The 25,068-nt window shown below is 51.8% G+C and carries 21 protein-coding genes, 2 pseudogenes and 1 riboswitch; of the genes and pseudogenes, 8 read left to right on the forward strand and 15 right to left on the reverse strand.

What is annotated here, in order from left to right:
• The 4 genes and pseudogenes from NWF35_RS01910 to NWF35_RS01925 form a co-directional block, all read right to left on the reverse strand.
• A pseudogene (locus tag NWF35_RS01910) lies at nt 1–382 on the reverse strand (RNA-guided endonuclease TnpB family protein); the annotation flags it as partial.
• A 4-nt stretch (nt 383–386) separates the two neighbouring features.
• A complete protein-coding gene (gene tnpA, locus NWF35_RS01915; RefSeq protein ID WP_435873812.1) occupies nt 387–884 on the reverse strand; it encodes an IS200/IS605 family transposase in 498 nt (165 codons plus the stop codon).
• A 49-nt stretch (nt 885–933) separates the two neighbouring features.
• Nucleotides 934–1,581 carry an ABC transporter permease gene (locus tag NWF35_RS01920; protein WP_301237408.1) on the reverse strand — a complete coding sequence of 216 codons (648 nt, stop codon included), beginning with the start codon at nt 1,579–1,581 and terminating at the stop codon, nt 934–936.
• Nucleotides 1,578–2,135, reverse strand: a complete 558-nt coding sequence (locus NWF35_RS01925) for an ATP-binding cassette domain-containing protein (protein WP_301237409.1) — start codon at nt 2,133–2,135, stop codon at nt 1,578–1,580. The genes NWF35_RS01920 and NWF35_RS01925 overlap by 4 nt, the downstream gene beginning before the upstream one ends.
• A gap of 254 nt (nt 2,136–2,389) precedes the next feature.
• Here NWF35_RS01925 and NWF35_RS01930 point away from each other — a divergent pair, with 254 nt between their 5' ends.
• The 6 genes from NWF35_RS01930 (at nt 2,390) to NWF35_RS01955 (ending at nt 7,333) form a co-directional block, all read left to right on the forward strand.
• Entirely contained in the window at nt 2,390–2,836 is a 447-nt protein-coding gene (locus tag NWF35_RS01930) for an ATP-binding protein (RefSeq protein ID WP_301237410.1), read from the forward strand.
• Nucleotides 2,837–3,183: 347 nt separating this feature from the next.
• Nucleotides 3,184–4,194 (forward strand): zinc-binding dehydrogenase, encoded by a 1,011-nt coding sequence (locus NWF35_RS01935; protein WP_301237411.1) that lies wholly within the window; start codon nt 3,184–3,186, stop codon nt 4,192–4,194.
• Between the two features lie 166 nt (nt 4,195–4,360).
• A riboswitch (TPP riboswitch) is annotated at nt 4,361–4,472 on the forward strand.
• A gap of 83 nt (nt 4,473–4,555) precedes the next feature.
• On the forward strand, nt 4,556–5,554 hold the full coding sequence (locus tag NWF35_RS01940) for an ABC transporter substrate-binding protein (protein WP_301237412.1): 999 nt from the start codon (nt 4,556–4,558) through the stop codon (nt 5,552–5,554).
• A 1-nt stretch (nt 5,555) separates the two neighbouring features.
• Nucleotides 5,556–5,855: a thiamine-binding protein gene (locus NWF35_RS01945; protein ID WP_301237413.1), complete on the forward strand. Its 300-nt coding sequence runs from the start codon at nt 5,556–5,558 to the stop codon at nt 5,853–5,855.
• Nucleotides 5,839–6,612 (forward strand): ABC transporter permease, encoded by a 774-nt coding sequence (locus NWF35_RS01950; RefSeq protein ID WP_301237414.1) that lies wholly within the window; start codon nt 5,839–5,841, stop codon nt 6,610–6,612. The genes NWF35_RS01945 and NWF35_RS01950 overlap by 17 nt, the downstream gene beginning before the upstream one ends.
• The gene (locus NWF35_RS01955) at nt 6,596–7,333 is read left to right on the forward strand and encodes an ABC transporter ATP-binding protein (protein ID WP_301237415.1); all 738 of its coding nucleotides are present in this window, start codon (nt 6,596–6,598) and stop codon (nt 7,331–7,333) included. The genes NWF35_RS01950 and NWF35_RS01955 overlap by 17 nt, the downstream gene beginning before the upstream one ends.
• A 163-nt stretch (nt 7,334–7,496) precedes the next feature.
• On the opposite strand, the gene NWF35_RS01960 is transcribed toward NWF35_RS01955, so the two are convergent.
• Together NWF35_RS01960 and NWF35_RS01965 are read right to left on the reverse strand one after the other, a co-directional pair.
• Entirely contained in the window at nt 7,497–7,859 is a 363-nt protein-coding gene (locus NWF35_RS01960) for a DUF2283 domain-containing protein (RefSeq protein WP_301237416.1), read from the reverse strand.
• 145 nt (nt 7,860–8,004) lie between these two features.
• Nucleotides 8,005–10,218, reverse strand: a complete 2,214-nt coding sequence (locus NWF35_RS01965) for a cell wall-binding repeat-containing protein (protein ID WP_301237417.1) — start codon at nt 10,216–10,218, stop codon at nt 8,005–8,007.
• A gap of 705 nt (nt 10,219–10,923) precedes the next feature.
• Between NWF35_RS01965 and NWF35_RS01970 the strand changes: the two genes are divergently transcribed.
• A complete protein-coding gene (locus NWF35_RS01970) occupies nt 10,924–12,456 on the forward strand; it encodes a phospholipase C (RefSeq protein ID WP_301237418.1) in 1,533 nt (510 codons plus the stop codon).
• Between the two features lie 274 nt (nt 12,457–12,730).
• The gene (locus NWF35_RS01975) at nt 12,731–15,124 is read left to right on the forward strand and encodes a bifunctional YncE family protein/alkaline phosphatase family protein (protein ID WP_301237419.1); all 2,394 of its coding nucleotides are present in this window, start codon (nt 12,731–12,733) and stop codon (nt 15,122–15,124) included.
• A 142-nt stretch (nt 15,125–15,266) separates the two neighbouring features.
• Here the strand turns inward: NWF35_RS01975 and NWF35_RS01980 are convergent, their stop codons facing one another.
• From NWF35_RS01980 to argD, 9 genes and pseudogenes are all read right to left on the reverse strand, one after another.
• Entirely contained in the window at nt 15,267–15,500 is a 234-nt protein-coding gene (locus tag NWF35_RS01980; RefSeq protein ID WP_301237420.1) for a hypothetical protein, read from the reverse strand.
• Nucleotides 15,501–15,510: 10 nt separating this feature from the next.
• Nucleotides 15,511–15,951: an ABC transporter permease gene (locus NWF35_RS01985; RefSeq protein ID WP_363321529.1), complete on the reverse strand. Its 441-nt coding sequence runs from the start codon at nt 15,949–15,951 to the stop codon at nt 15,511–15,513.
• Between the two features lie 124 nt (nt 15,952–16,075).
• Nucleotides 16,076–16,775 (reverse strand): annotated as a pseudogene (locus NWF35_RS01990) (ABC transporter ATP-binding protein).
• 222 nt (nt 16,776–16,997) lie between these two features.
• Nucleotides 16,998–18,125 (reverse strand): MFS transporter, encoded by a 1,128-nt coding sequence (locus NWF35_RS01995; RefSeq protein ID WP_435873813.1) that lies wholly within the window; start codon nt 18,123–18,125, stop codon nt 16,998–17,000.
• Between the two features lie 20 nt (nt 18,126–18,145).
• Nucleotides 18,146–18,376 (reverse strand): hypothetical protein, encoded by a 231-nt coding sequence (locus NWF35_RS02000; protein ID WP_301237423.1) that lies wholly within the window; start codon nt 18,374–18,376, stop codon nt 18,146–18,148.
• A gap of 238 nt (nt 18,377–18,614) precedes the next feature.
• Nucleotides 18,615–19,574: an ornithine carbamoyltransferase gene (argF, locus tag NWF35_RS02005; protein ID WP_301237424.1), complete on the reverse strand. Its 960-nt coding sequence runs from the start codon at nt 19,572–19,574 to the stop codon at nt 18,615–18,617.
• Entirely contained in the window at nt 19,571–22,810 is a 3,240-nt protein-coding gene (gene carB / locus NWF35_RS02010; RefSeq protein WP_435873820.1) for a carbamoyl-phosphate synthase (glutamine-hydrolyzing) large subunit, read from the reverse strand. The genes argF and carB overlap by 4 nt, the downstream gene beginning before the upstream one ends.
• Before the next feature lie 22 nt (nt 22,811–22,832).
• Nucleotides 22,833–23,903, reverse strand: a complete 1,071-nt coding sequence (locus tag NWF35_RS02015) for a carbamoyl phosphate synthase small subunit (RefSeq protein ID WP_301237426.1) — start codon at nt 23,901–23,903, stop codon at nt 22,833–22,835.
• Nucleotides 23,863–25,065, reverse strand: a complete 1,203-nt coding sequence (gene argD / locus NWF35_RS02020; RefSeq protein WP_301237427.1) for an acetylornithine transaminase — start codon at nt 25,063–25,065, stop codon at nt 23,863–23,865. Before argD ends, NWF35_RS02015 begins: the two co-directional genes overlap by 41 nt.
• Between the last annotated feature and the right edge of the window lie 3 nt (nt 25,066–25,068).

Genomic DNA, 25,068 nt, shown 5'->3' on the forward strand with positions numbered 1-25,068 from the left:
CCAGCCATTGTTGATGATATGGCCGAGCCACTACCGGCACACCGATGCGCTTCTCCAGCATAGGAAATGACACCGTGTAGAAGTCACCATTTTTCTCGACTTTTAGGTTCTGATTGTTGAACGAACACCACATCTTCCTGAATACCCGAGCTTGTTGGTGTTTCTTCTGCGATTTCACATCCCGAATCGTTTGGTTAATGATTGCAGACGGGAACTTCTCGTCAGAAAACTCCTTGAAAATCTTGCTGGTCGCCTTGTTCACGTTGGGATGAAGCAGGAGCCAGTTTGCAAACTCCGTGTTGATTTGCGTCATTCGTTCATACATGGCTTGTTTGAATTTGGTTGGTTGATACAGTTCCAACTTGAGTGTGATGGTGGGCATCCATTCACCCCCTTTTCTTTTGTTCTTCCACATATCGCCGGATCGTTTCACTTGAAACGTTTCCAGCCGTACTAACAAAGAATGAGCGTGTCCACAAGCTTGGCAAATGAGACAAGTGATTGAATTCTTGCCTCAGTTTTCCAGAAGTCACCCCTTTCAATTTTGCCATGATGTCAGATGGCGAATCACTGGGTAGGGAGTTTAAAAACAGATGACAGTGATCCGGCATCACTTCCATGGCAAGGATATCCCAACCGTTTTCCTGACAAATGTCTTTCACCAACTGTTTAAATTGCTCTTCCACTTGGTTTATCAACACTTTTCTGCGATAACGTGGGCAGAAAACAAAGTGGTAGTGAATCAGATGTCTTTTTCGTCCTCCTGTATGCTTGTCCCATGGTTTTAGTTTTATCAGTATTTTATAAATACTGCAACAACTAAAAACAAAAAATGTTGCTCTAAGCGCCCTTTTCAGAAGGCACCGAGCAACGCCGCCTTTCATCCCACGATTGAAATACCCCAAGGATATTTCCTATGGGCGCGGTGGGCTTTCAGGCGACTTTTTCTGTAAACACAAACAATATAAAGGGATAAGCGATGGAGATCATGAGAAAACCGACGGACAATCTCATGGCCGTAGTTGTCGTGCGGCTGATGACGGCAAAAAACATCGTCACCGCCGAGATGACGACCAGGGTCGCAAAGGCGATCATATAATACCGCAGATGATAGGAAAAGGCTTGCCCGCTGGAAACCCATCCTACATGCAGAAAGAGGCGAGTCTGACCAGTGAAAGGGAACATCCAGGCACCGATCAGATAACTTTCCAGAAAATAAGCCACCTGCAACAGGCCGACAGTTCCCATCACCGTCAACCATTTGGCGAAAAAGATTTGGCGAAAGGAATAGGCACGCAACATGATCAATCGAAGCTGTCCGGTCCTGTACTCTTCGGTGATCGAAAAGACCAACAACATCAACACAATCAGGTTAAAAAAGGTGATCAACTGCTCAGCCAAGGCCATGGTGGGAAAATTGTCCATCACGGTGAACTCGGGGCTGAAGGGAGAAAGATGCGCATTCTTCTCCAAGTAATACTTTCCTGTCACCCACAATACCAACGGAATCGAAAAGAAAAGGATCCAAGTGATCCGTCTGCTCCATAAACGTTCCCACTCACTGATCCACAACCGAATCATGACGACACCCACTCGATAAACAAATCTTCTAATTTCTTCTGTTTCTTTTCGATTCCCAATACCCGCACATTGTGTTGCATCAGCAACCGGTTGATCTCGTCAATTTTATTTTCTCCGACCTGTACCTCCAAACGGTTGGGTGACAATTGTTTCACCGCCACTTTCCCCGACAAAACTGCCAATGCCTGGTCCGCTTTAGATACCGTATACACCCACCCATCGTTTCCAGACAAATCCTCCATCCTTCCCTGCCAAACCAAACGCCCTTTGCGGACTACTACCAACCGGTTGCACATTTGTTCCAATTCATCAAGCAGGTGACTGGATATGAAAAACGTCAGCCCCTTTTGATCACGAAGACGGATGATCAGCTCACGCAATTCCCTTATTCCCATCGGATCGAGCCCGTTGGCCGGCTCATCCAGGATGACGACCTTTTGGTTCCCCAATAGCGCTTGTGCGATCCCCAATCGCTGTTTCATCCCCAGAGAGTAGGTTTTCACTTTCTGATCGGCGGTTCCCATCAATCCGACCGTCTGCAACACTTCCTCCACCCGGCGCTTCTTCCCCCTCCGGAAGGTTGGTATGCGATCGGGCCAGATTGAGCAGATTTTTTCTTCCCGTCATGTAAGGGATAAAAATCGGTGATTCCACGATGGCGCCAAGCTCCAATAACGCTTTTGATTGATGTTGGTTCATGGCATGTCACTGATGATCCCAGCCAAGCCCATTGCAGTTGTTGGCCAGGTATGGAAGCGTTCCATTTGTGGAGATGATAACCATTGAGTCCTTATCAGGGAGGGATAACATGTCCAAATTAATCATACTGATGGGCCTTCCTGGCTCAGGGAAAAGTACTTATGCCAACCAATTCGACCACGGTGTGGTATTATCCAGTGATACGATCAGAAAGGAGTTATTCAACGATGTTCAGTTTCAGGGAAATAATAAGTTAGTGTTTGATACCCTTTACAGAAGAGCGAAGGAATATTTGGAACGCGGTTATGATGTGGTCATTGATTCCACCCATCTTGAAGCACATAGGAGACTTCAAGTGATCAATCTGTTTCGGGGGTATGAAAAAGAAATCCATGTCATCCATACTCCCGTTGATGAGTGTAAAAGACGCAATCGGGAACGTGAAAGAGTGGTCCCAGAATACGTGATTGACCAAATGGCGGAGAAAATGGAATATCCCACTTACAAGGAAGGATGGTCGAAAATTGTGGATGTGAATCCAAATCAACTAGACTAAAAAGGTGAAACCATGGTCCATTATTGGAATGACTGAATACATAAACGGGGCAGCATGAATAAATCCCTACCATTCATTCCCCTTCATCAACATCTCATGACTAACTGTGCGATCGTATAATAGGGGCTAAATCTATGGGGATAAAAGACCTTGCGATGGATTTCCTAGTGTTGCCGAAAATCTGGCTTCATTTCGGTTTCAAAAGTCAATATAAAAGTCAACGTTTCCATACTGACCATATAGACGAGTTGTGAGACAATGAGGGTAGCCAAGAATGGGGACGGGACATGGAACGAACGTTCCCTTATCACAGGTAATATTGATTCCAGAAATGGAGGGAGACAAGGATGAAAGCAATTGTTCTCAGAGAATTCGGCGGTCCGGAACAACTGCGATATGAGGAGGTACCGGATCCGACGCCTGGTCGGGGCGAGGTAGTCGTTCGTCTGAAAGCCGCGGCACTCAACCGAAGGGATTATTTCATCACCATCAACCAGTATCCTGGGATTCGAATCCCAGCGATCCCCGGTTCCGATGGTGCGGGCATTGTGGTCGCCGTCGGAGAAGGAGTAGACAGCATCGCCGTCGGCAGCGAAGTAGTGATCAATCCTACTTTGAACTGGGGAGACAATCCGAGGGTCCAGGGGCCGGATTTTCAGATCTTGGGAGTGCCTACTGACGGAACCTATGCGCAGTTGGTAAAAGTGCCTGCGGAGAATGTGTTTCCAAAGCCTGAATACCTCTCTTGGGAAGAGGCCGCAGCTCTCCCGTTGGCAGCACTGACTGCTTACCGAGCGCTCATTACCCGCGGGCGGCTTCAGCCGGGCGAGACGGTATTTATTCCGGGAATCGGCGGCGGTGTTGCCACCTTCTTGCTCCAAATCGCTGTAGCAACCGGAGCTCGGGTGTTTGTTTCCTCACGTAGCGACGAAAAAATCGAACGTGCCCTTCAGCTGGGGGCAGCCGGTGGGGTGAATGTCAACTCGGAGAAGTGGGTGAAGGAACTACAAGATCGTATGGAGGGACAGGCCGATCTGTGCGTGGACAGCGTTGGTGGGGACACCTTTACCCAACTCATCCGCATTGCCAAGCCGGGCGGACGCATTGTCACTTTTGGAGCAACCCGCGGACCGGTCCCCAATCTGGTCATGCCACTGATCTTCCTAAAGCAACTGGATATTCTCGGCAGCACCATGGGGAATGCCGAGGAGTTTGAACAGATGCTGTCCTTTTTCAAAAAGCACGAAATCCGGCCGGTGATCGATCGGTCGTTCCCGTTGGAGCAGGCGAGTGAAGCACTGAAGCGGATGCAAGCAGGAGATCAGTTCGGGAAAATCCTGCTGGAAATTCCCGAGTAATCGTTTCAACCGTTCTATTTCGATCTTAGATTGCCCCCTTTTTGGGGGCTTTTTTGATACGCAATCTGAACGTACCAATCCGAGAAAAAAGCACTCCTTATCTTTCCACAACCTCCCTCTTATGGACAAAAACGATGTCCTTTCGTATAATGAAGCCCGAACCAATCGAATATTCGAGGGGAGCTGGATAATGGCCGGCTGAGAAAGTGTACCGATACACTGACCCTAGGAACCTGATCCGGGTAATTCCGGCGTAGGGAAAGGATCGAAAATCGTTCGCTTTCTGTGCATATCAGCGCCTCCGGATCAGGAAGGCGCTTTTTTTATGGATCGATTTCTTTTTGAAAGGTGGAATCTATCAATGAAACGAATCGGATGGCTTTTGAGCTTGGCTCTCTTGCTGGTCGTGGCCACTGCTTGCAGTGCGCCGGGGACCGATTCATCAGAAAAAGGGTTGAAAAAAGTGACGCTTGTTCTGGACTGGACCCCCAACACCAACCATACCGGCCTTTATGTGGCGAAAGAAAAAGGTTACTTTAAGCAAGAAGGGTTGGATGTGGATATTATTCAGCCAGGACAAAGCGGCGCCGAACAAATGGTCGCTTCTGGGCGTGCCCAGTTTGGCGTCAGCTACCAAGAAAATGTCACCGAAGCACGTACCCAAGGGATACCCATCGTCTCCATCGCAGCAGTCATCCAACATAACACTTCGGGATTCGCTTCACCCGCAAACAAAAACATTAAGCGCCCCAGGGATTTTGAGGGCAAAACCTACGGCGGTTGGGGTTCCCCGATTGAAAAGCAAATGATCACGTCGCTGATGGAAGGGGATCATGCGGATCCCAACAAGGTAAAAATCATTAACACAGGGAATGCGGATTTCTTTTCGATCGTTAAACGCAATGTGGATTTTGCATGGATTTATTATGGTTGGACTGGAATCGAAGCTGAACTTCGCGGCATGAAGCTGAACATCATTTATCTCACTGATTACTCCAAAGATCTGGATTACTATACCCCGGTGTTGATCACCAGCGAAAAAGAGATCAAGCAGGACCCGCAAACAGTCAAAGCGTTTATGCGCGCTGTGAGCAAAGGATATCAGTATGCCATCGCCCACCCTGACGATGCTGCTTCCATTCTTTCCAAAGCGGTTCCTGACCTTGATCCGAAGCTGGTAAAGAAAAGCCAAGAATGGTTGAGCCCGCGTTATCAAGCGGATGCGCCGGTTTGGGGGCTGCAAAAACAAGAAGTATGGGCCAGGTACGCCAACTGGATGAAGAAGCACCAACTGCTCAAAGGCAACTTTGACCCGAGTAAAGCATTTACCAATCAGTTCTTGCCCCAAGGAGGAAAATGAGATGGCCAGTACACTCTTGAGCATTCAAATCCTCCCACATACGCCGGGCGGGGAAAGTGTAATCCCCTATGTCGACCGGGCCATTGAAATCATCCAAAGCGCCGGAGTGCCTTACCGGGTCGGTCCGCTGGAAACAACCATGGAAGGCGAACTGCCCGAGCTCCTTGCCATCGTGGCCAAAATGAATGAAGAAATGGTGAAGATGGGCTGTCGCAGCATCCTTTCGCAAGTGAAAATCTATCACAATGTGGATGGCATCACCATGAAAGAGTTGACGCAAAAATATGATGAAACGGTTTAACTACGGACCATCCATCCTGTTTTTTGCCGTCCTCCTGCTTCTGTGGGAGGCGGCTGTTCGTCTATGGTCCATTGACCCTTGGATGTTGCCGGCCCCTTCCCGAATCTTCACGACTCTGGTCCATGAGTGGACACGCATTCCGGAAAACTTGTTCGCGACCGCATGGATCGCCATCTGCGGTTTGCTCTTGGGTCTGGCCATCGGTTTGGTGTCTGCCGTCGTTTTGCACTTGTCGGCTCTTTTGAAAAAACTGATATACCCATTGCTGATCTTATCGCAAAACATCCCATTGATCGCCCTAGCTCCCCTGCTCATTCTATGGCTGGGTTTTGGGATGGAACCGAAAGTGATTGTCGTGGCCCTGGTCTGCTTTTTTCCGATCACCGTGTCCACCCTGGATGGTTTTCAGCAAACGGACAGGACACTGATCATGTATATGGAAATGGCGGGAGCTTCGCGCCTGCAACGCTTTTTTAAACTGGAATGGCCGTCCGCGCTTCCCTCCTTTTTTTCCGGATTCAAACTTGCGGCCACCTATAGCGTGATGGGTGCTGTGATTGCGGAATGGCTGGGAGCAAAAGACGGGTTGGGCGTGATGATGCAACTGGCCTCTTCCTCCTTTCGCACGGATCGGGTCTTTGTGGCCATCTTGTTGATCGCGGGCTTAAGCTTGCTCCTTTTTGCCGCAATCTCCCTTATGGAAGCTTGGACCTTGCGCTGGCAGACCAGGAAGGGAGGAGATGGCCGTGAAACTTGAAGTGAAAGAGCTGACTTTTGCCTATGACCGACAACCGATCATAGAAAACCTCTCACTCGAGGTCAAACCGGGGGAATTCGTCTCTTTGATCGGCCCTTCCGGGAGTGGAAAGAGCACGCTTTTTTATCTCATCGGTGGGATTTACAAGCCGAAACGGGGAGAAATTTTGCTCGACGGCAAACCCATCCACGGGAAAAGAGGGCATATCGCTTACATGCCCCAACAGCCCTCCCTGTTTCCCTGGCGCACGATTGAACAAAATGTCCGATTGGCCCAAGAACTGAATGGCCACTTGGATCCTTCGCATGTGCAGAGTTTGTTAAAAAAGGCTGGGCTTGACCATGTGGCCCACAGTTATCCGCATGAACTGAGCGGCGGCATGCAACAGCGCGCCGCGTTTATCCGTGCCCTTGCCAGCAAACAGGAGCTCTTATGCCTGGATGAACCGTTCGGCGCGCTTGACGCACTTACCCGGACCCACATGCAACAATGGCTCTTATCCGTATTGGAAACGGAACGGCGAACGGTTCTTTTCATCACCCATAGCATTGAAGAAGCGCTCCTCCTGTCTGACCGCATTTATGTCTTAAGCCGGCAGCCGATGCGGGTGATTCGTGAGATCTCCGTACCCTACCCCCGCGGCGACCGCTTCTCCTTGCGCGGGACAACCGATTGGATGGCGCTGCACCGGGAAATTGAAAACCTTCTCTTACCAAAATAAAAAGTATGGGACATTCCATATTTGAGGCTGTTGACAACAAGGTCAACAGCCTCAAAAACAAAACATCATGAGATCAAACAGATGGACAATCCGGCTCGACCATAATCACGATTGGAGCTCAGCCCCCATTGAGTTCTCGTTTCAAATGGATTCAGTCAGTTAATCAGCCAACCAAATAAGACTCTGAATAATCATCGATGTTATAAAGATCAATTCCTACAAATCCCTTGTAACCATCATCTTGAAAATGGAAAACAATATGTTGATCAATCACGTACTCAACAGTATGGGGAAGTGGCGCAATCATGAATCTATAAAAGTGACCTTTATCATGGTGAAAACACTTTTCAAAAACATGTTTCCGCCCAGCCCATTCATATAGAAGATCCGCAGTTTTTCCATCAAACTCGATTCCAACCAGTCGGCCATTATGATCAAAATCCAAAATCAAATCCGAATTTACCTCAAGCTCTATTGTTTCTGCGACACATCCCGGGTATGGTGGGGTAAAATAAAGATATCCCATTTTGGCCTAACCCAGTTAATCGTAGGTTGAACTTCCCATGAGCAAAATAGACTACACAAAAGCAATGATAAAGGTTTATCTCCTCATATGAACCCTTTTCCCTTAAAAAACAACCCAGCGGCATGTACCACTGGGTTGTGTTCGTTCACTGCATGTAACCGGAGATTTTCTGGGCTACATCAGTGGAGACAGAACCTGTTCCACCTAGGATGTACCCTTTTTGGAATGCCCCACGATTCTCGGACAGATAGTTTTCCACTTCCACCGGCAGTTTGGTGGGTGTGGTCAACAGGATTGGCGAACCAGTCAAACCAGCGAGTGGCCCCCCAGACAGAGCGTCCGCGAAGAAGTTCTGATCCCCGCGCGCAAAGACGAGAGAGGAAGCGCTCATATTGAAATACTTCGCCAAGTTGACGCCCACTTCGAAGCGGTTGGCACCGCTGATGCGGGTTACTGTTCCTTTGGTCTCCAATTGCGCTTTCACCGCATCGGAAACGGTGGCCGGACCGCCCACGATGACGAACTGGTTGATCTCCGGATGATTGTTCAGGAACTGCATGATCTGGTCAGGCACGCTGTTGGTACCCACCAGCAGGATGGGCATTCCTTTTTGTGCCGCAATGCTGGAGGCGGACAGCGCATCGGGGAACGTCAGCCCGCTGGCGATGATGGCGGTGTTGGTAGGCGTCCCGCTCACCACTTGTTCCGCAACGGAAGCGGAAACGGCAAAACGGTTGGGTCCGTCGATCCGCGTGATCCCGTCAGCAGGGACGCCCAGATTGCGCAACTGCGCTTCCACGTTGGTGGATACGGAGCCTGTTCCGCCGAGAATCACTACTTTGGCCGGATGGCGACGTTGAATTTCCATCTGTACCGACGTCGGCAAAGAGGTGGTAGACGTCAGCAGGATGGGGGACTTCGACTTGGCGGCAAGCGGTCCGCCAGACAAGGCATCAGTGTACAAATCCCCGCGTGCAAGCAGGATGGTGTCCGAGGAGAAGCCGCGGTTCTCCAACTCCTTGCTCACATTGACCGCCACTTCATAACGGTTGGCACCGTCCAGTCGTTTCAGGTTGGGATTAACATTGGCCTCTTGAATGGCCGCCGCCACGTTCTGTCGAATTTGCGGCAAATCATTATACACGTAATCGCCGGGGCAATAGGTGCCGGGTGTGTACTTGGAATCCCGGTGACCAGCGATGTTGGGTACATCATAATCCACCTTCGGAATATTGGGATCAGTCACTTCGTAATCCCGAACAAAATCCGATTTCCCCGTCGGATCGATATTGTTGATGGAGGCAACGTACGCCAACAATTTCACCAACGCCTGACGCATGTTGACGGGCAACGGAGTGGATTGATACTCACCCATCAGGGAGACGGAAAAACCGCCTTTGTTGAACCCGTACGTACCCGCACCCACGACGCCGTTGGTCAGCACATCGTTGTCCTGCCCTTTTCGCCCTTCGTAGATCCGCCCGTCACTGCCGATGATGGCGTTATAGGCAATGTCACCCCAGCCTTTGGTCACAGCGTGGTAGTAATAGATGGCACGCACGCGAGCGGCGGGGTCGGGATCATTGTTGGGCGTGTCCGTGTGATGGACGAAAATGTGCGAAACCGAATGGTATTCGCGCGGCCACTTTTCCGTTCCGTCCGCATTGTAGCGCAGGGATTCGTCCGCGCCCCATTCGGCTCGGGAGACAATGTCCGGCTTGTTGACTGCGGCGTGGACTTTTTCAAACAGGATGTCCCAGAAGGACTTCTTGGACTCTACTTTTTTCCCATCGCGCGAGTTGATGAACGCCACCTGAATGTCCTTAATGCGCGGAACCACGTTTTTGTCCGAATGCATCTGGACACGATACTGAAAATATCGCCCGTTGTTGGCGTAGATCAATTGGCTGAATGTTTCGGTCGAATGGCCGGGCCCCGGTGTCATGTCCGCATCGACTTCGGCCTCCTTCCACGAAGACCAATGATGACCGTCGGAAGAAAAGCGCACGTCGATCCGGGTGTTGGCCTGTGCTTTGATCTTGTTTTTAGCCCGGTTTTTCCAGTGGACACCGACATCCGTAAATACAATGGATGAACGGATGACAGGCGAAGTGTAAACCGCGACCTGATCAGTCTGTTTGGGTGTCAGGACCGTTTGCTTACCTTCCAATTCCATTTTGACGTTCTTGTTTTTGCCTTTGGCAAAGTCACCCCAGATTTGGTGACGAACATTGTCTGCCATCACCTTCACCACCGGGGGCTTGGCCCAACTGGAGGGATATACAGGTAAGGAAAATGCCACAAAAGCCGCGATTCCGGCCACCAAATACATCAGGAGCCGACTTTTCCGGCGCCGCATGAAATTCCCCCTTCTCCCATTCAGCGCTGTTTTTCTCGGATGGATCAATGACAGGTATCACACCGAGCAGGATTTGACCGACTTTTCCGACTTATATTAATTGAATCGCATATCACCGTTCCTGCCGACCTGTATAGCCCGGAAATGCGCTTCTCAGAGTCCCCTCCTCTGTTTTTTATTGACATCGATAGGAATATTTTAAGTCCTAGCATATTTGAGTCAAGCGATTTTCCTAATCTCATCCAGTAGAAAAAATAGAAAAATTTGTGTTTGAGAGGAATGGTTTTCTATGCCAAGATCCCACTATGGATGGATTTTTTACCCAAACCCGGAGACACCTCCGAATATGATCTCTCCTGCCATGATCCGTGATCGTTGGCAACGGTATTTAACACTTGACATGAGAGACCATTCTCACACATATTTACAAGGCTTTTTGCTTGGTTGTACTCATTCTCTGGTCTGATCATACGGTTTTTACAGAAATAACAATCGGTTAAAACGTTGTTCATAATTGTTGTCTATCATGAAACTGTGCAAGGAGACCAGTAACGAGGGTTCTCACTTTATGAATGAGCAAAAACACCAGCAGATCTAACGAGATCATGGAAGGAGGACCTTCATTCATATTGAGCCATTCTCCCACTTGGTAAGGAGAACCCCCAACGAGAGATTCCGAGAAACATGGGTGAAGGAGTTGAAAAGATGAAGAAGAAAACAGCATTGGGCCTTGCCAGCTGTATGGTTGCAATCAGCGCTTTTTTGACCGTACCCGTATTCGCTTTTGAGAAGCATGATGGTCATGGTTCTGTGGTTTCCAATGAAAAAGACACCACGACACCCATCAAACACGTAGTGGTCCTTTTTGACGAGAACGTTTCCTTTGACCACTACTTTGGAACCTACCCACATGCCGCAAACCTGCCAGGTGAACCGAAATTCCAAGCCAAGAAGGGCACACCGCACGTCAATGGATTGACAAAGGAACTTCTGACACACAACCCCAATCTCTATAACCCCAAACGCCTCGATCGTTCCCAAGCGATGACCGATGATATGGATCACGAATATACGGCTGAACAAAAAGCATTTGATGGCGGAAAAATGGATAAATTTGTTGAAAATACATCGGGCGGCAAAGATAAGTCCTTGGTAATGGATTATTACGACGGGAATACGGTTACCGCCCTGTGGAATTATGCTCAACATTTTGCCATGAGCGATAACTCCTACGGCACGACGTTTGGTCCTTCCACCCCCGGGGCGCTGAACTTGATTTCCGGGCAAACTCACGGTGCCACAGGCTATTTGAAAGGGGTCAAAGTTGGAGACATCAAGGATAATGTAGCAAACGGTACCGTAATCGGAGATCCGGATCCGTATTATGACAAAGCGTCCGATCCAAACAGACCGCAAGCTGCCATGAGCGGGAAAAATGTCGGTGACCTGTTGAACGCCAAAGGTATCACTTGGGGCTGGTTCCAAGGCGGATTCCGTGATCCCAAAGCGCAGCATCAGAATATTGCAGGCAAATGGGTAACGGATTATAACCCTCATCATGAACCGTTCCAGTACTATCAATCAACGGCCAATCCGAATCATTTACCACCCACTTCCGTTAAAATGATCGGACATACAGATCAAGCCAATCATCAATACGATCTGGAAGACTTCTGGAAAGCTGCAGAAGCTGGAAATCTTCCGGCGGTAAGTTTCTTGAAGGCTGCAAACTATCAGGACGGTCATGCCGGTTATTCTGATCCGCTTGATGAGCAACACTTTATCGTGAACACGATCAATCGTCTGCAAAAGCTTCCTGAATGGAAAAACACTGCTGTGATCATCGCATATGATGATTCTGATGGTTGGTATGATCATGTCATGGGACCTCTCGTGAACGGATCAAATGATCCTCAATATGATGCCTTGTTCGGTCCTGGTAACGCTGGAACTCCCAAGCTCGGACCCTATCTGGATCGCGCAGGATACGGACCGCGTTTGCCCTTGCTGGTCATCTCGCCTTACGCCAAGAAGAATTTTGTTGATCACACCGTTACCGACCAGGCATCGATCCTTCGCTTTATTGAGGATAACTGGAAATTAGGACGGATAGGCGACCATTCTTTTGACGCGGTGGCTGGTTCTCTCAAAAACATGTTTGATTTCCATCACGGGCCGCGCAATGAGAAGCTCTTCCTAGACCCGATTACGGGTGAACCCCAAAAGAATGAGAAATAGATTCACCCATACGAAAAGGAACAAAAGAGGCGGCGATATTGTCGCCTCTTTCATTTTGTGGAGCGCCAGCATCAGCACACATGATCTAGCCGGTGATAGTCGATCGTGGGCAAGAGTGGATGGACTAACGACAATGTGTTACGTTGATTGCCTTAATGTAATCGGATTTGGGATCATCACGTTAAGTGAAACATTACATATAGAAAATATTTTGCTAAAATAACTTCTCTATTATTTAGATGGAAACACTAAACCAATTTGGGAGTTGAGGGAGATGAATCTAAGGAGGAAAGTAGTCTCGGCTTTCGTAGCTCTGGCGGTTGTCGGTACGGGAACGGCGTTTGCTGTAGATTGGACGCATCGCACTGCCGGACCTCAAGCAGATGGAACTGCGGTCACTCCTTACAACTGGACGTTAACTCCTGCCGGAAAGCAAGTTCAATTGGGCGATTTCCCGATGGGATCGGCGATCAGTCCTGACCACAAATATGTCATTGTATCAAATGCCGGGCAGGGTGTCCAATCTTTACAGGTAGTGGACACCAAGACGCAAAAAGTCGTACAAACAATCTCGTACAAGGCACCGGAGGCACTTTATTTCGGCGTTGCATTTAGCCCGGATGGTCAAACGGTTTATGCTTCTGCGGGAGGAAATAACAAAATTCGCGTTTACCGTTTCCACGCCGGTCAGTTAACGGAACAGCCACCCATTCAGATGTCGGATGCCAAGAAAACCAATTTTTACCCGGCTGGTATCACGGTTTCTCCAGATGGCAAGTACCTGTATGTGGCAGATAACATGTCCGGCCAAGTATCCAAAATTGATCTAACCACGAAGCAAATCGTCTCTTCCGTATCTGTCGGCAAGTTTCCGTATACAGTGGATCTCAGTAAAGACGGAAGCAAGTTGTACGTAAGCAATTGGGGAGAAAGCAGCGTTAGCGTCATTGATCTCGCGACCTTCACGAAAAAATCTGATATCCCCGTTGGTCTCCACCCAAACGCAATCGCAACCAACCCGAAGAATGGAAACATTTACGTTTCGGATTCCGACAGTGATCAAATTTCCGTGATTGATTCGAGCTCGGACAAAGTGATCCAAACCCTCTCTCTCTCCCCGTATAAACACGCGAAGACCGGTAGCCAGCCCGATGCATTGGCTGTAAGTCCGGACGGTCAAACATTGTACGTTGCTAACGCGGGCAACAATGACGTTGCGGTCATCCGCCTTGGAAAAGAGCCCCGCGTGAAGGGTTTGATTCCCACTGCATGGTATCCGACCGATATTCAATTGAGTGCGGATGGAAAACATATCATGGTATTGAATGCCAAAGGGATGGGAGCCGGTACCAACAAAGGTTATCAACAAGGAACGTACGGTCCATCTACTCAATATATTGGCAGCATGATAAAAGGAACCTTGTCTTTCATCGACACCCCCGATGATAGGAAGTTGAAAAGCTACACACAACAAGTGATGCGAAACGATCGGTTCCTTGCACAGGATGAAGGCAAAGGCGCCTCTGTCATTCCGCGTTTTGCTGGAGAAAAATCACCTATCAAACATGTCATTTACGTCATAAAAGAAAACCGCACATATGACCAAGTTTTCGGTGACATGAAAAAAGGCAACGGCGATCCGAACCTGACCATGTTTGGGAAAAACATCACACCCAACCTGCATAAGCTGGCCGACCAATTTGTGCTGTTGGACAACTTCTATACGGATGCAGAAATCAGTGCTCAAGGGCATAACTGGGCGACGGGAGCCAAGGCGAACGACTATGTTGAAAAGAACTGGCCGGCGAACTACTCCGATCGAAATCGCCCATATGACTTTGAAGGCGACAACACAGCGACTTATCCGAAGGATGGGTTCTTATGGAATGACGCAAAACGATCGGGCGTTTCGTTCCGTGACTATGGTGAGTTCTATCAATTTGGAAAGTCTGTACCTGCGGACCCCAGCATCGGGAACAACTATGACCCGAATTTTACGGGCTGGGATATGGATACTTCCGATTTAACCAGATTTGATGAGTGGAACAAGGAGTTCCAGCAATTCGTGAAGAACGGTAATCTTCCGCAGTTGGAAATCGTACGTTTGCCGAACGATCACACCAAAGGAACGACACCTGGCGCCTTGTCACCGCAATCCTATGTCGCACAAAACGACTTGGCTGTCGGAAAACTGGTTGACGCCGTCAGTCACTCACCATACTGGAAAGATACAGCCATCTTCATTGTAGAAGATGACGCACAAGACGGCCCGGATCACGTGGACGCGCATCGGACGGAGGCCCTTGTCATCAGCCCTTACACACAAAAGGGCACGGTAGATAGTACGTTCTACGATACCGCGTCTATGCTCAAGACGATCGAACTGATTCTCGGTATGCAACCCCTCACACAGTATGATGCTGCGGCAACACCGATGCTTAATACGTTTACAACGCATCCGAATTTCAAACCGTACGATGCAGTGGGGCCGACCTACCCCCTCGACCGTATCAATGGTCAGGATGCGCCGATGGCTAAGGAATCCAGCCAGATGGACTTTTCTCGTGAAGATGCGGCACCGGATGATCAGCTGAACCTCGCGATTTGGAAAGCGACAAAAGGAAATGCACCTTATCCAAAGGATGTAAAAAAGTCGGATCATGATTGATGTGTAGCATCACAATTTGATACGAAGAGACGGCCGATGCCGTCCTCTTCTTTTTTATTGTTGAATTGCCCGTCAACAAAGGCAACTTCATTTCCCCTTCAAATAAAGTGGTTGGTGACCCCTCCCACCCAACGATAAAGGGTTAGCCTGGCAAACCGGATCTACCGGTCACACCGGCAGATACTTCCCAACCGGCAAACAGGTGGACGGTGAATCGCCCCGCCGCCCAACCGGCGGGGATCATCCACAACACCCACCAACCGCTGAACGAGACGATGCCAACCGCTACGGACAGCGGGAGGAAACCAATCAGATGCAAAACGGAAAAGGCGATGACCAACCCGCTTTTCGGGATGCTCCCCGCTGGAAACCACACACGAAAAAGCTCATGGGAACACCACCCACGCCAAAAGGAGCGGACCCATAAACCCAACAATAAGGAAAACAGCAGCCATAAACCAAAATGGCGAAGCGACGACCGCCGCCGTGCACACCCCCACCAATTGGCCGTATTGGATCAGCTGATGGCCGTTACGGAAAAAGGATTTGATGACCACTTCCGCAAGGACATGAGCGGCTGTCTGCTTCCGAAAGATCCGGCCGGAACGCGGGAACAGCCACGGCCGCTTTTTGACCCAATAGGAAGGGCGGTTCAACACGCCCGACTTGCCCAAAATGAACGAAGCCCATTTCAACCGCTGTGTTCGCTCATACGCCATATCCTGAAGCCAGGTTCCCTGCTCTCGGACGCGCATACGCATCCATATCATCCACGCCACACCTGGTACTGAAACCGCCAATCCGACCACCATCTCCGAAGAAACCATTTCTGCGGCATGGGTTGCACCTTCTGGGGCGCGTCCAATCCATATGTCCTGTATCGTCTACGTACGGATTTTGTCCTCCTAAAAAGGCTAGACGCTCTCAGATCCATGAGTAACTGGAAACAGCCTAGGCCGACGTGAAGAAATTGAAACAATCCATTAACGAAGCTTCCTCACGTCCCATCCGCGACCGTAGCTCTGCCAGCGTGCCACGAGCCACACATCGCCCTCCCGTAAGCAGGAGAAACGAATCGCAGATTTTTTCGGCCGTATCCAACACATGCGTAGACAACAGTACAGCGGCCCCGCGCTTGCGCTCTTCCATCAACAAATGCAGCAGCTCCTTGGTCGCTCGCGGGTCCAGACCAATAAAAGGCTCATCCACGATATAGAGGTCCGGTTGCAACAGAAACCCCACGATCAGCATCACTTTTTGTTGCATCCCTTTGGAGAAGCTTCGTGGAAGATGATGCTTCTCTTTCGTCAATTGAAACCGCTCCAATAACTCATCGGCTTTCTTTTCAAATTCCTCACGTGGCATCTCATAGGCGGAAGCCGCCCAATTCCAGATGCTCCCACACCGTCAAATCATCGTACAATACGGGGTGTTCCGGTACATAACTATACCGTTGGCGGGGTACCGTCAGGCTCACCCGACCGTCCACGTTTTTTAATAAGCCCAAAATCACTTTGATGGTGGTGCTTTTACTTGTGCCATTGGGACCGATCAATCCCATCATTTCACCGCTTTTCAACGAAAACGAAATATCGTGTACCACTGCGTGCGCCTGCTCGTAGCCGGCTCTCCGAAGATCGACTTGCAACACTTCCATGTTAACTCGCCCGTCCTTTTCTGCATATCCTACCGTTCCCCTTGACTTGTGTTTGTCTGATCAACGATTTTGATCCAGATGCGCCTTTTTCCTCTCACTCCTGTTTTGCTAGCTTGATGGTTGCGTCGCTGGATAAGGACATTCCAATGAGTAACCAGACACGCCCTAATCCTCTTGAAATACCGACTTTCTCCTTCATAACATCATTCCCTACCCTCAACGGCCAACTCTGAATGCGTCCAGCTGATCTGTCCGCCATTTGGACAGGTACCGATCAACCAACACCGTAACGAACGCTCCGGCCAATAAACCCATACAGATCCACATCATCAACCGGAAGCCGAGGGTATTGATCCGGCCCGTCCCGCCTGTCTCCACCCATGAACCGAACGCACCAGCTGCGAAAGAACCCGTAATAAACTGAATCATTTGAAAGAGTCCCATATAGTTGCCCGTTTGTTGCCTCGGGACACTCAGCAACGCGATTTTGTTCTGCGCGGGCATGGTGAAGGTATGTCCGACTCCGATCAGCAAGTAAATGAAGAGAAACATCCATATGGAACCGATACCGAAAGCCGTCAACAATAACAGGACGATCCCGAGAAGGCTCAATCCCATACCGCTTCCCATCGCTGACAACGGATACCGGTCCGCCGCCCTTCCAGCCAGATTGGCCAAGATCATGCCGATCAATGACTCGACCAGGATCACCCATCCGATTCGATCCGTCGGCCAATGGTGAACATCCCGCAGATAACTGGGGCCGTAAAGGGAGATGGTGTTGATCACCATAAAAATCAGAAAGACACGTACGCAGGCGTTCAGAAAACGGGCATTCCGATAAAACCCTTTGGGCAACAGAGGCGTGCGGCATGCCTCCCCGTAGCAGAATACTCCAAGGGCTAAAAATGCTGTGACCAGCAGCACGATGTTGGTCGGTTCCAACAAAAACATTTGCAGGAAGATGATCCCTGACAACACTGACAAACTGCTGATCCAGGGGATGGACGCACCTCCGGACGGTTTTTCACACGTCGTTTGTACGGGGATGCGAATCCAACCGAGCATCAGGCTGATCAGGGCGAGAATGGCCAGAACGAGAAAGAGCGCGTGCCACTCGTAGGCTTTGAGAATCAATCCCCCCAAAGCGGGGCCTACGATGGTTGCCAATGACAAGGTGGCGGAAAACCAGCCGAACGCCCACCCCACCCGCTCGTCGGGAAAATGGTGCCGAATCAGTGTCACAATTGCCGGGACAATCATCGCATCGGCAACCGCCTGTATCGATTGGAAAAACAAAAAGCCGTACCAATAGGTCATCACACTGTTGATCAAACAGGACAAAACAAAAAGGGACAACCCCCTCAGATACTCGATCGAGCACCCAAGCGATCCGTGATTTTCCCGAAAAACGGAAGCCCAACTGCAAAAAAAGTAAAGAACAGGATGTTTCTATACTGAAGTGTCTCATAACTGATCGAAAAGAATTGGACGAGATCGGGAAATGCGATGGAGAGCATGGAGGTGCTCATCACGCTGGCCAAAACACCCGAAGCAATACAAAAGATCAACAATCGCTGTTGTGCCAATGTCATGTTGATCATCTCCGGCCACAACCGTAAGTACCACTGAGTTTCTCGTAAACGCTGGGGAAAGAACTACCCGGACTGATTCGTATATCATATTCCCATTTTTCAAAATGACGGTTACTCCCTTCATCGTACTATGAAAATGATTATGTATCAATGAAAAATATAAAAACACCCGACCGAAAGCCATCTGTTTTCGATCGGGCGCATGGTGAACGCATATCCAAATATCGCTAATATCCACTCAGCCCATCAATAGCAACATCAACGCTTTTTGGGCGTGCAGGCGGTTTTCCGCCTGATCCCACACGACGGATTGTGGTCCATCCAATACGTCGGCAGTCACTTCCCATCCGCGATAGGCGGGCAGGCAGTGGAGGAAAACGGCATCTGGCTTCGCCTTGCTCATCAATTCCGCATCCACCTGATAACCGCCAAAGATTTGTTTGCGGAGCTCCTTTTCCTCCTCCTGCCCCATGCTTGCCCACACGTCGGTATAGACGGCATCGGCCTGATGGACCGCTTCGGCGGGGTCGGTCGTAATCGTGATCTCAGCCCCCGTATCCTTGGCGATCTGCCATGCTTCCTCCACCACTTCCGACAATGGCTGATAACCTTCCGGAGCGGCGACGGAGATGTGAACACCCATCGCGGCGCAACCGTGAAGGAGGGAATGGGCCACATTGTTCCCGTCGCCTACAAAAGCCAGCTTCAAACCATCCAACGTTCCTTTTTTCTCCTGAAGGGTGAGGAGGTCGGCCAACACCTGACACGGATGGTGCAGGTCGGTCAGTCCGTTGATGACAGGCACCTCGGCATACCGGGCCAATTCGACCACGGTACGGTGCGCAAAGGTGCGAATCAGGATCCCGTCCACATAGCGGGACAGCACACGGGCGGTATCCGCGATGGTCTCACCCCGCCCCAACTGCAGTTCATTTCGGTTCAATGAGAGCGCATATCCTCCCAGTTGGGCGATCCCTGTCTCAAACGACACCCGCGTCCGGGTGGATGGTTTGTCGAAAATCATGGCCAGCGTTTTGCCTGCCAACGGGGTGTAGCGCTCTCCGCGACGCTGTTTCTCCTTCAATCTTTGAGCCACATCCAAAATCAGTGCGATTTCCTCCGGTTTCCAATCTGCCAGCGACAGACAGTCCCGTCCTTTCAACGGTTCTGCTTGTATGGGAACCAATGCGACACTCATGGTTGGACGACCTCCTTCCATTCGGTTGCGGTAATGGGAACCAACGCCTGCTCCACCGGAGTGGCCTCTCCGGCGATACGGACATACCAGCGAAACGTCTCCAGCGAGGTGAAGCAAGGCACCTGCCATCCCAGGCACGCCCGACGCAGACGATACCCCGCGCGCTTGGGATCATTGCCACGGGTGGCCACATTGACGACGACTTTTTTGTCGCCATCAGCCTTCAACCATTCCATCCACTCTTCTTCTATCAGGCTCTTCACTTCAACGCCCCATTGTTGCAGGATGTAACGGGCTGTTCCCGGTGTTCCGTAAATAGAGACCCCTTTGGCGGACAATTCGCGGACCAGGGAGCCCAGCGCATGCTTTTTCACGTCGGATACCGACAGAAACACCTGGGTGCGGGAATTCAATTCGGGCAACGGTGCACCGACAGCCGACGGCAACACTTTTTTCATGGCGATCTCCGGTGTGAGGCCCATCCCCAACACTTCACCGGTCGATTTCATGTTGGGTCCGAGGACGGGATCGACGCCGGGCAATTTGGCAGCGGAAAACACTGGTGCTTTCACTGCCACAATCGGAGGTGGGGGGAGCAGACCCGTCGGGGCGAAATTGGCCAGGGGTTCGCCCATCTGCACCCGGGTGGCCCACTCGATCATCGGTACCCCCGTCACCTTGCTGACGATGGGCACTGTCCGAGACGCACGCGGGTTGACTTCCAACACTCGCACCTCTCCGTCGTGGATGACGAACTGGATGTTGAGCAATCCTTTGTGTGACAGGGAACGAGCCATCCGCTCCGTGTAATCAACCAGCCGGTCGCGCACCGCGTCGGGCAGGTCGATCGCCGGCAGGAACGAGATGCTGTCTCCGGAATGAACACCGGCCCGTTCCACATGCTGGACCAACACGGGGATGACCACGTCCCGACCATCAGTGACCGCATCCACCTCCACTTCGACCCCTTCCATGAACCGGTCCAGCAGGAGTGGATAAGCGGCTTCCGTCACCCCGTACTGATCGTACGTCACCATTACTGTAGCCAGTTGGTCGGGGCTGTGTACCACCATCATCCCCTGTCCACCAATCACATAGGAAGGACGCAACAACAGGGGATAACCCAGCTTCTCCGCCAGTGCGAAAACCTCCTCGGGAGAGGCGGCTGTTGCTCCAGGAATATGCGGAATCTCCAGTTCATTCAACCAGCGGTAAAACAGCTCCCGATCCTCCACCCGATCGATCGCAGCGGATGAGGTGCCGTACAAACGCAAACCCGCTTTCTCCAATCCCCGGGTCAATTTGACCGCCGTCTGCCCGCCGGTTTGCACCATCACGCCGTCCACCAGCTCTTTTTCAGCAACATGCCAGACGTCTTCGACGGTAAGCGGTTCGAAATACAATCGGTCGGCTGTGGCATAGTCGGTGCTGACCGTCTCAGGGTTATTGTTCACGACCACGGCGCAGATTCCCCATTTTTTGAGGGCTTTTACCGTGTGTACCGAGCAGTAGTCGAATTCGATGCCCTGTCCGATGCGGATCGGCCCCGAACCGACCACCAAGACGCGACGCTCGGCGGATGCGGTCTCCACTTCATCGTTGCCTTTCCAGGTGGAGTAAAAGTACGGGGTTTCCGCGACAAACTCAGCGGCACAGGTATCCACCCATTTGTATGACGGAGACCATCCTTTCTGTTGCAAGTCTGCGCGCAACTCATCTTCCGAAACGCCCCACGTCCGTGCCAACCAGGAGTCGGCCACACCCCATTCTTTGGCTTTTTTTAACAGATCGTCAGGAACCGATTCCCAAGTGCGCTCCGCCAGTTGCCGTTCCAACTCCACCATCTGCTGCAGTTTGTACAGGAAAAAGGGCGTAATGCTGGTGAGCTGATGCACCTGTTCCACGCTCCAGCCGCGACGGAAGGCTTCCCCGATCAGGAACAGACGCCGGTCATCGGCTTCCTCCAATCCCTGTGCCAACGCTTCGTCGCTCCAATCGGCAAATTGGGGCAATACCAAGGCGTCCAATCCCATGTCCAATGAGCGGATCGCTTTGTACATCGCCGATTCCAGGTTGCGACCGAGTGCCATGACTTCCCCGGTGGCCTTCATCTGTGTGCCGAGTTTGCGTTCCCCGTACGGAAATTTATCGAACGGCCAACGGGGCAGTTTGACCACCACGTAATCCAGCGCCGGCTCAAAGCTGGCAAACGTGTGACCCGTCACCGGGTTGATACATTCGTCCAAACGGTATCCCACCGCCAATTTGGCGGCGATACGGGCGATCGGATACCCCGTCGCCTTGGAAGCCAGCGCACTGGAGCGACTGACCCGCGGATTCACTTCGATGATGGCGTATTCGCCCGTCTCGGGATGAACGGCGAATTGAATGTTGCAACCGCCGATCACGCCCAAGGCACGGATCACTTTGCACGCCACCGACCGCAACTGTTGATACTGACGATCAGTCAACGTTTGCGACGGGGCCACGACGATGCTGTCCCCTGTGTGGATGCCGACGGGGTCAATGTTTTCCATGTTACACACAGTGATGCACGTGTCAGCATGATCCCGCATTACTTCATATTCGATCTCTTTCCATCCCAGAATGCTCTGCTCTACGAGAATCTGACGGATGGGGCTGGCCGCGAGACCTTTGCGGGCGATCTCGCGCAGCTCAGCTTCATCTCGGGCGATCCCGCCGCCGAACCCGCCCAGGGTGTAGGCCGGGCGGATGATGGCGGGATAGCCGATTTCCCCGGCAAATTCCACCGCTTCCTCTACCGTCGAAACGGTTTGGCTCCGGGGGACGGGCTCACCGATGTCCGCCATCATCTGCTTAAATGCTTCCCGGTCCTCCCCTTTGACGATCGTCTCGATCGGCGTGCCGAGAAGACGGACGCCATATTGCTTCAGTACCCCTTTTTCATGCAGAGCCACCGCCAAGTTAAGCCCCGTTTGCCCACCCATCGTGGCCAGCAATCCATCGGGCCGCTCCCGTTTGATAATCTCCGTCACCACGTCGACGGTGAGCGGTTCCATGTAGATGACATCGGCCACATCCGGATCGGTCATCATTGTGGCCGGGTTGTTATTGATCAGGATGACGCGGATGCCCTCTTCCTTCAGCGCCAGACATGCCTGCGTGCCGGAATAGTCAAATTCGGCAGCCTGGCCGATCACGATTGGACCGGAGCCGATCACCAGAACGCTGCGAACGGGTTGTGGATTTGGCACTGGTTGTTCTGGATTGATTGCATCAGCCGACATGGATCGTCACCTTCCTCTTCTGCTGTACCATCTCGATGAAACGGTGGAAGATTTCCGCAGCGTCCGACGGCCCCGGATGTGCTTCAGGATGGAATTGTACACCCTGAATCGGATATTGCCGGTGGGCGATTCCCTCCACTGATCCGTCGTGGATATGTCGATGTGTCACCCGCCATTGGGCCGGGTCCAACGACTCTTCACGCACCGCGTATCCGTGATTTTGCGACGTAATCCACACGCGCCCCGTTTCCAGCTCCTTGACGGGATGGTTGCTTCCGCGATGGCCGAATGACAGACGGTCCGTGTCACCGCCCAAAGCCAGGGCCAGCAACTGATGGCCCAGACAAATGCCCAGCGTGGGAATCCCTTGGATGAACGGCACCCACTCGGACAAATACGGCAACAACGCTTTCGGATCACCGGGTCCGTTGGAAAAGAGCAACCCGTCGGGCTCCAGCTTGGCTACCTCTGACGGCGGTAGATGGAAAGGTACCACGGTCACCCGGCACCCCAGCTCCTGCATTGACCGTAAAATGGAGGCTTTCGCACCGAAGTCCACCAAAACGATGTGGGGAGCGAAGGGATCTCCGGCGTATGTCACGGGCTTGGTCACTGACACTTGGCTTACCCAGCGCGGGGAACAGGGATCGGGCCATTCTTCCACTTGCGGATTCGGCACGGAGGAGATCACCCCGCGCACGCATTCCTTCTCACGGACGATCTTCACCACCGTGCGCGTATCCACACCGGCAATGCCGGTCACGCCGTGACGGTGCAGCCATTCGCTCAACGAGGTGTCCGCCTGCTCGTATGTTTCACTCAATATGACACCGGCGCAGTGTGGGCGGACGCTCTCTTCCTCACCCGGTACGATACCGTAATTGCCCAACAGCGGATAAGTAAACGTCACTATCTGACCCGCATAGGACGGATCGGTCAATACCTCCTGGTATCCGGTCATACCGGTGGTGAACACCACTTCGCCCAACACTTCCGACGGACGCCCGATCCAGGTGCCTTCAAATACGTCCCCCGTGTCCAACACCAGATACGCTTTCACCCTTCTCCACCTCCTCCCATGCGGCTGTCAAGATTTCCACCGCTTTCTCCAATTGGGCAGGCTCCGTGACCAGCGGCGGCAACAAACGAACCACCTGGGGGCCCGCAGGGCTCACCAGCAAACCGCGTCGACGAGCAGCCTCGATCACCGGCGCGACGGGTTGGTTCAACTCGATCCCGATCATCAGTCCCAACCCTCGCACTTCCACGACTCCCGGCCGCCCCTCCAATTTTTCCTTCAAACGGTTGATCAGCCACGTGCCGTGTTCCACCGCTCGGGATAACACATCCGATTCCGTCATCTCTGTGAGTACCGCCCTTGCAGCCGCCATCGCCAGCGGATTGCCACCAAACGTGGAGGCGTGCGAGCCGGGTCCGAACACGTCCACGTATTCGGCTTTGGCCAGCATCGCCCCGACCGGCATCCCGTTGCCCAACCCTTTGGCCAACGTCATGATATCCGGCACGATACCATAATGTTCGCAGGCGAACAGTTTGCCAGTCCGTCCCATTCCGGTCTGCACTTCATCCACCATCAGAAGCACACCCTTGTCGGCGCACAACCGGGCCAATCCCTCCACAAACGCCTGATCGGCGGGCCGAACGCCACCTTCACCTTGCACCAGTTCCAGGAACACCCCGGCCACATCTGGAGTCAGTGCTTCTTCAACCGATCTCAAGTCGTTATAGGTGGCGTAGACGAAGCCTTCCGGCAGAGGGTCAAATCCTGTTTTCACCTTGTCCTGACCCGTCGCCGTCAATGTGGCCAGTGTCCGACCGTGAAAGGATTTTCGGAACGTGACAATGACGGGACATTTGATTCCCCGTTTTTCACTGGCGTATTTCCGCGCCAGTTTGATGGCCGCTTCGTTGGCCTCCGCCCCGCTATTGCAGAAAAATACCGCCCCCAAGCCGCTGGCTTGCACCAGCAAATCCGCCACTTGTTCCTGCAACGGAATGTGAAACAGGTTGGACACATGCCACAGTTGCTTCAGCTGGGCTTCCACCGCCGTCGCCACGGCCGGGTGGCAATGGCCCAGGTTGCACACACCCAAACCGGAAGTGAAATCCAGATAACGCTTGCCGTCTTCATCCAGCAGGATACTGCCGCTACCGCTCGCCACGCGGACCGGAATCCGCGCGTAGGTTGGAAACAGAGCCATGGT

This window comes from Polycladomyces subterraneus (genome assembly GCF_030433435.1).
Classification (GTDB): Bacteria; Bacillota; Bacilli; order Thermoactinomycetales; family JIR-001; genus Polycladomyces; species Polycladomyces subterraneus.

Coding starts and splice junctions, on each gene's coding strand:
- NWF35_RS01940 (WP_301237412.1), top strand. CDS start 4,556: ATGAAACGAATCGGATGGCTTTTGAGCTTGGCTCTCTTGCTGGTCGTG.
- NWF35_RS01935 (WP_301237411.1), top strand. CDS start 3,184: ATGAAAGCAATTGTTCTCAGAGAATTCGGCGGTCCGGAACAACTGCGA.
- argF (WP_301237424.1), bottom strand. CDS start 19,574: ATGAGTGTCGCATTGGTTCCCATACAAGCAGAACCGTTGAAAGGACGG.
- NWF35_RS01965 (WP_301237417.1), bottom strand. CDS start 10,218: ATGCGGCGCCGGAAAAGTCGGCTCCTGATGTATTTGGTGGCCGGAATC.
- NWF35_RS01960 (WP_301237416.1), bottom strand. CDS start 7,859: ATGGGATATCTTTATTTTACCCCACCATACCCGGGATGTGTCGCAGAA.
- NWF35_RS01920 (WP_301237408.1), bottom strand. CDS start 1,581: ATGATTCGGTTGTGGATCAGTGAGTGGGAACGTTTATGGAGCAGACGG.
- argD (WP_301237427.1), bottom strand. CDS start 25,065: ATGGCTCTGTTTCCAACCTACGCGCGGATTCCGGTCCGCGTGGCGAGC.
- NWF35_RS01970 (WP_301237418.1), top strand. CDS start 10,924: ATGAAGAAGAAAACAGCATTGGGCCTTGCCAGCTGTATGGTTGCAATC.
- NWF35_RS01955 (WP_301237415.1), top strand. CDS start 6,596: ATGGCCGTGAAACTTGAAGTGAAAGAGCTGACTTTTGCCTATGACCGA.
- NWF35_RS01950 (WP_301237414.1), top strand. CDS start 5,839: ATGATGAAACGGTTTAACTACGGACCATCCATCCTGTTTTTTGCCGTC.
- NWF35_RS01985 (WP_363321529.1), bottom strand. CDS start 15,951: ATGGTTTCTTCGGAGATGGTGGTCGGATTGGCGGTTTCAGTACCAGGT.
- NWF35_RS02000 (WP_301237423.1), bottom strand. CDS start 18,376: ATGACATTGGCACAACAGCGATTGTTGATCTTTTGTATTGCTTCGGGT.
- NWF35_RS01945 (WP_301237413.1), top strand. CDS start 5,556: ATGGCCAGTACACTCTTGAGCATTCAAATCCTCCCACATACGCCGGGC.
- NWF35_RS01975 (WP_301237419.1), top strand. CDS start 12,731: ATGAATCTAAGGAGGAAAGTAGTCTCGGCTTTCGTAGCTCTGGCGGTT.
- tnpA (WP_435873812.1), bottom strand. CDS start 884: ATGAAAGGCGGCGTTGCTCGGTGCCTTCTGAAAAGGGCGCTTAGAGCA.
- NWF35_RS01930 (WP_301237410.1), top strand. CDS start 2,390: ATGTCCAAATTAATCATACTGATGGGCCTTCCTGGCTCAGGGAAAAGT.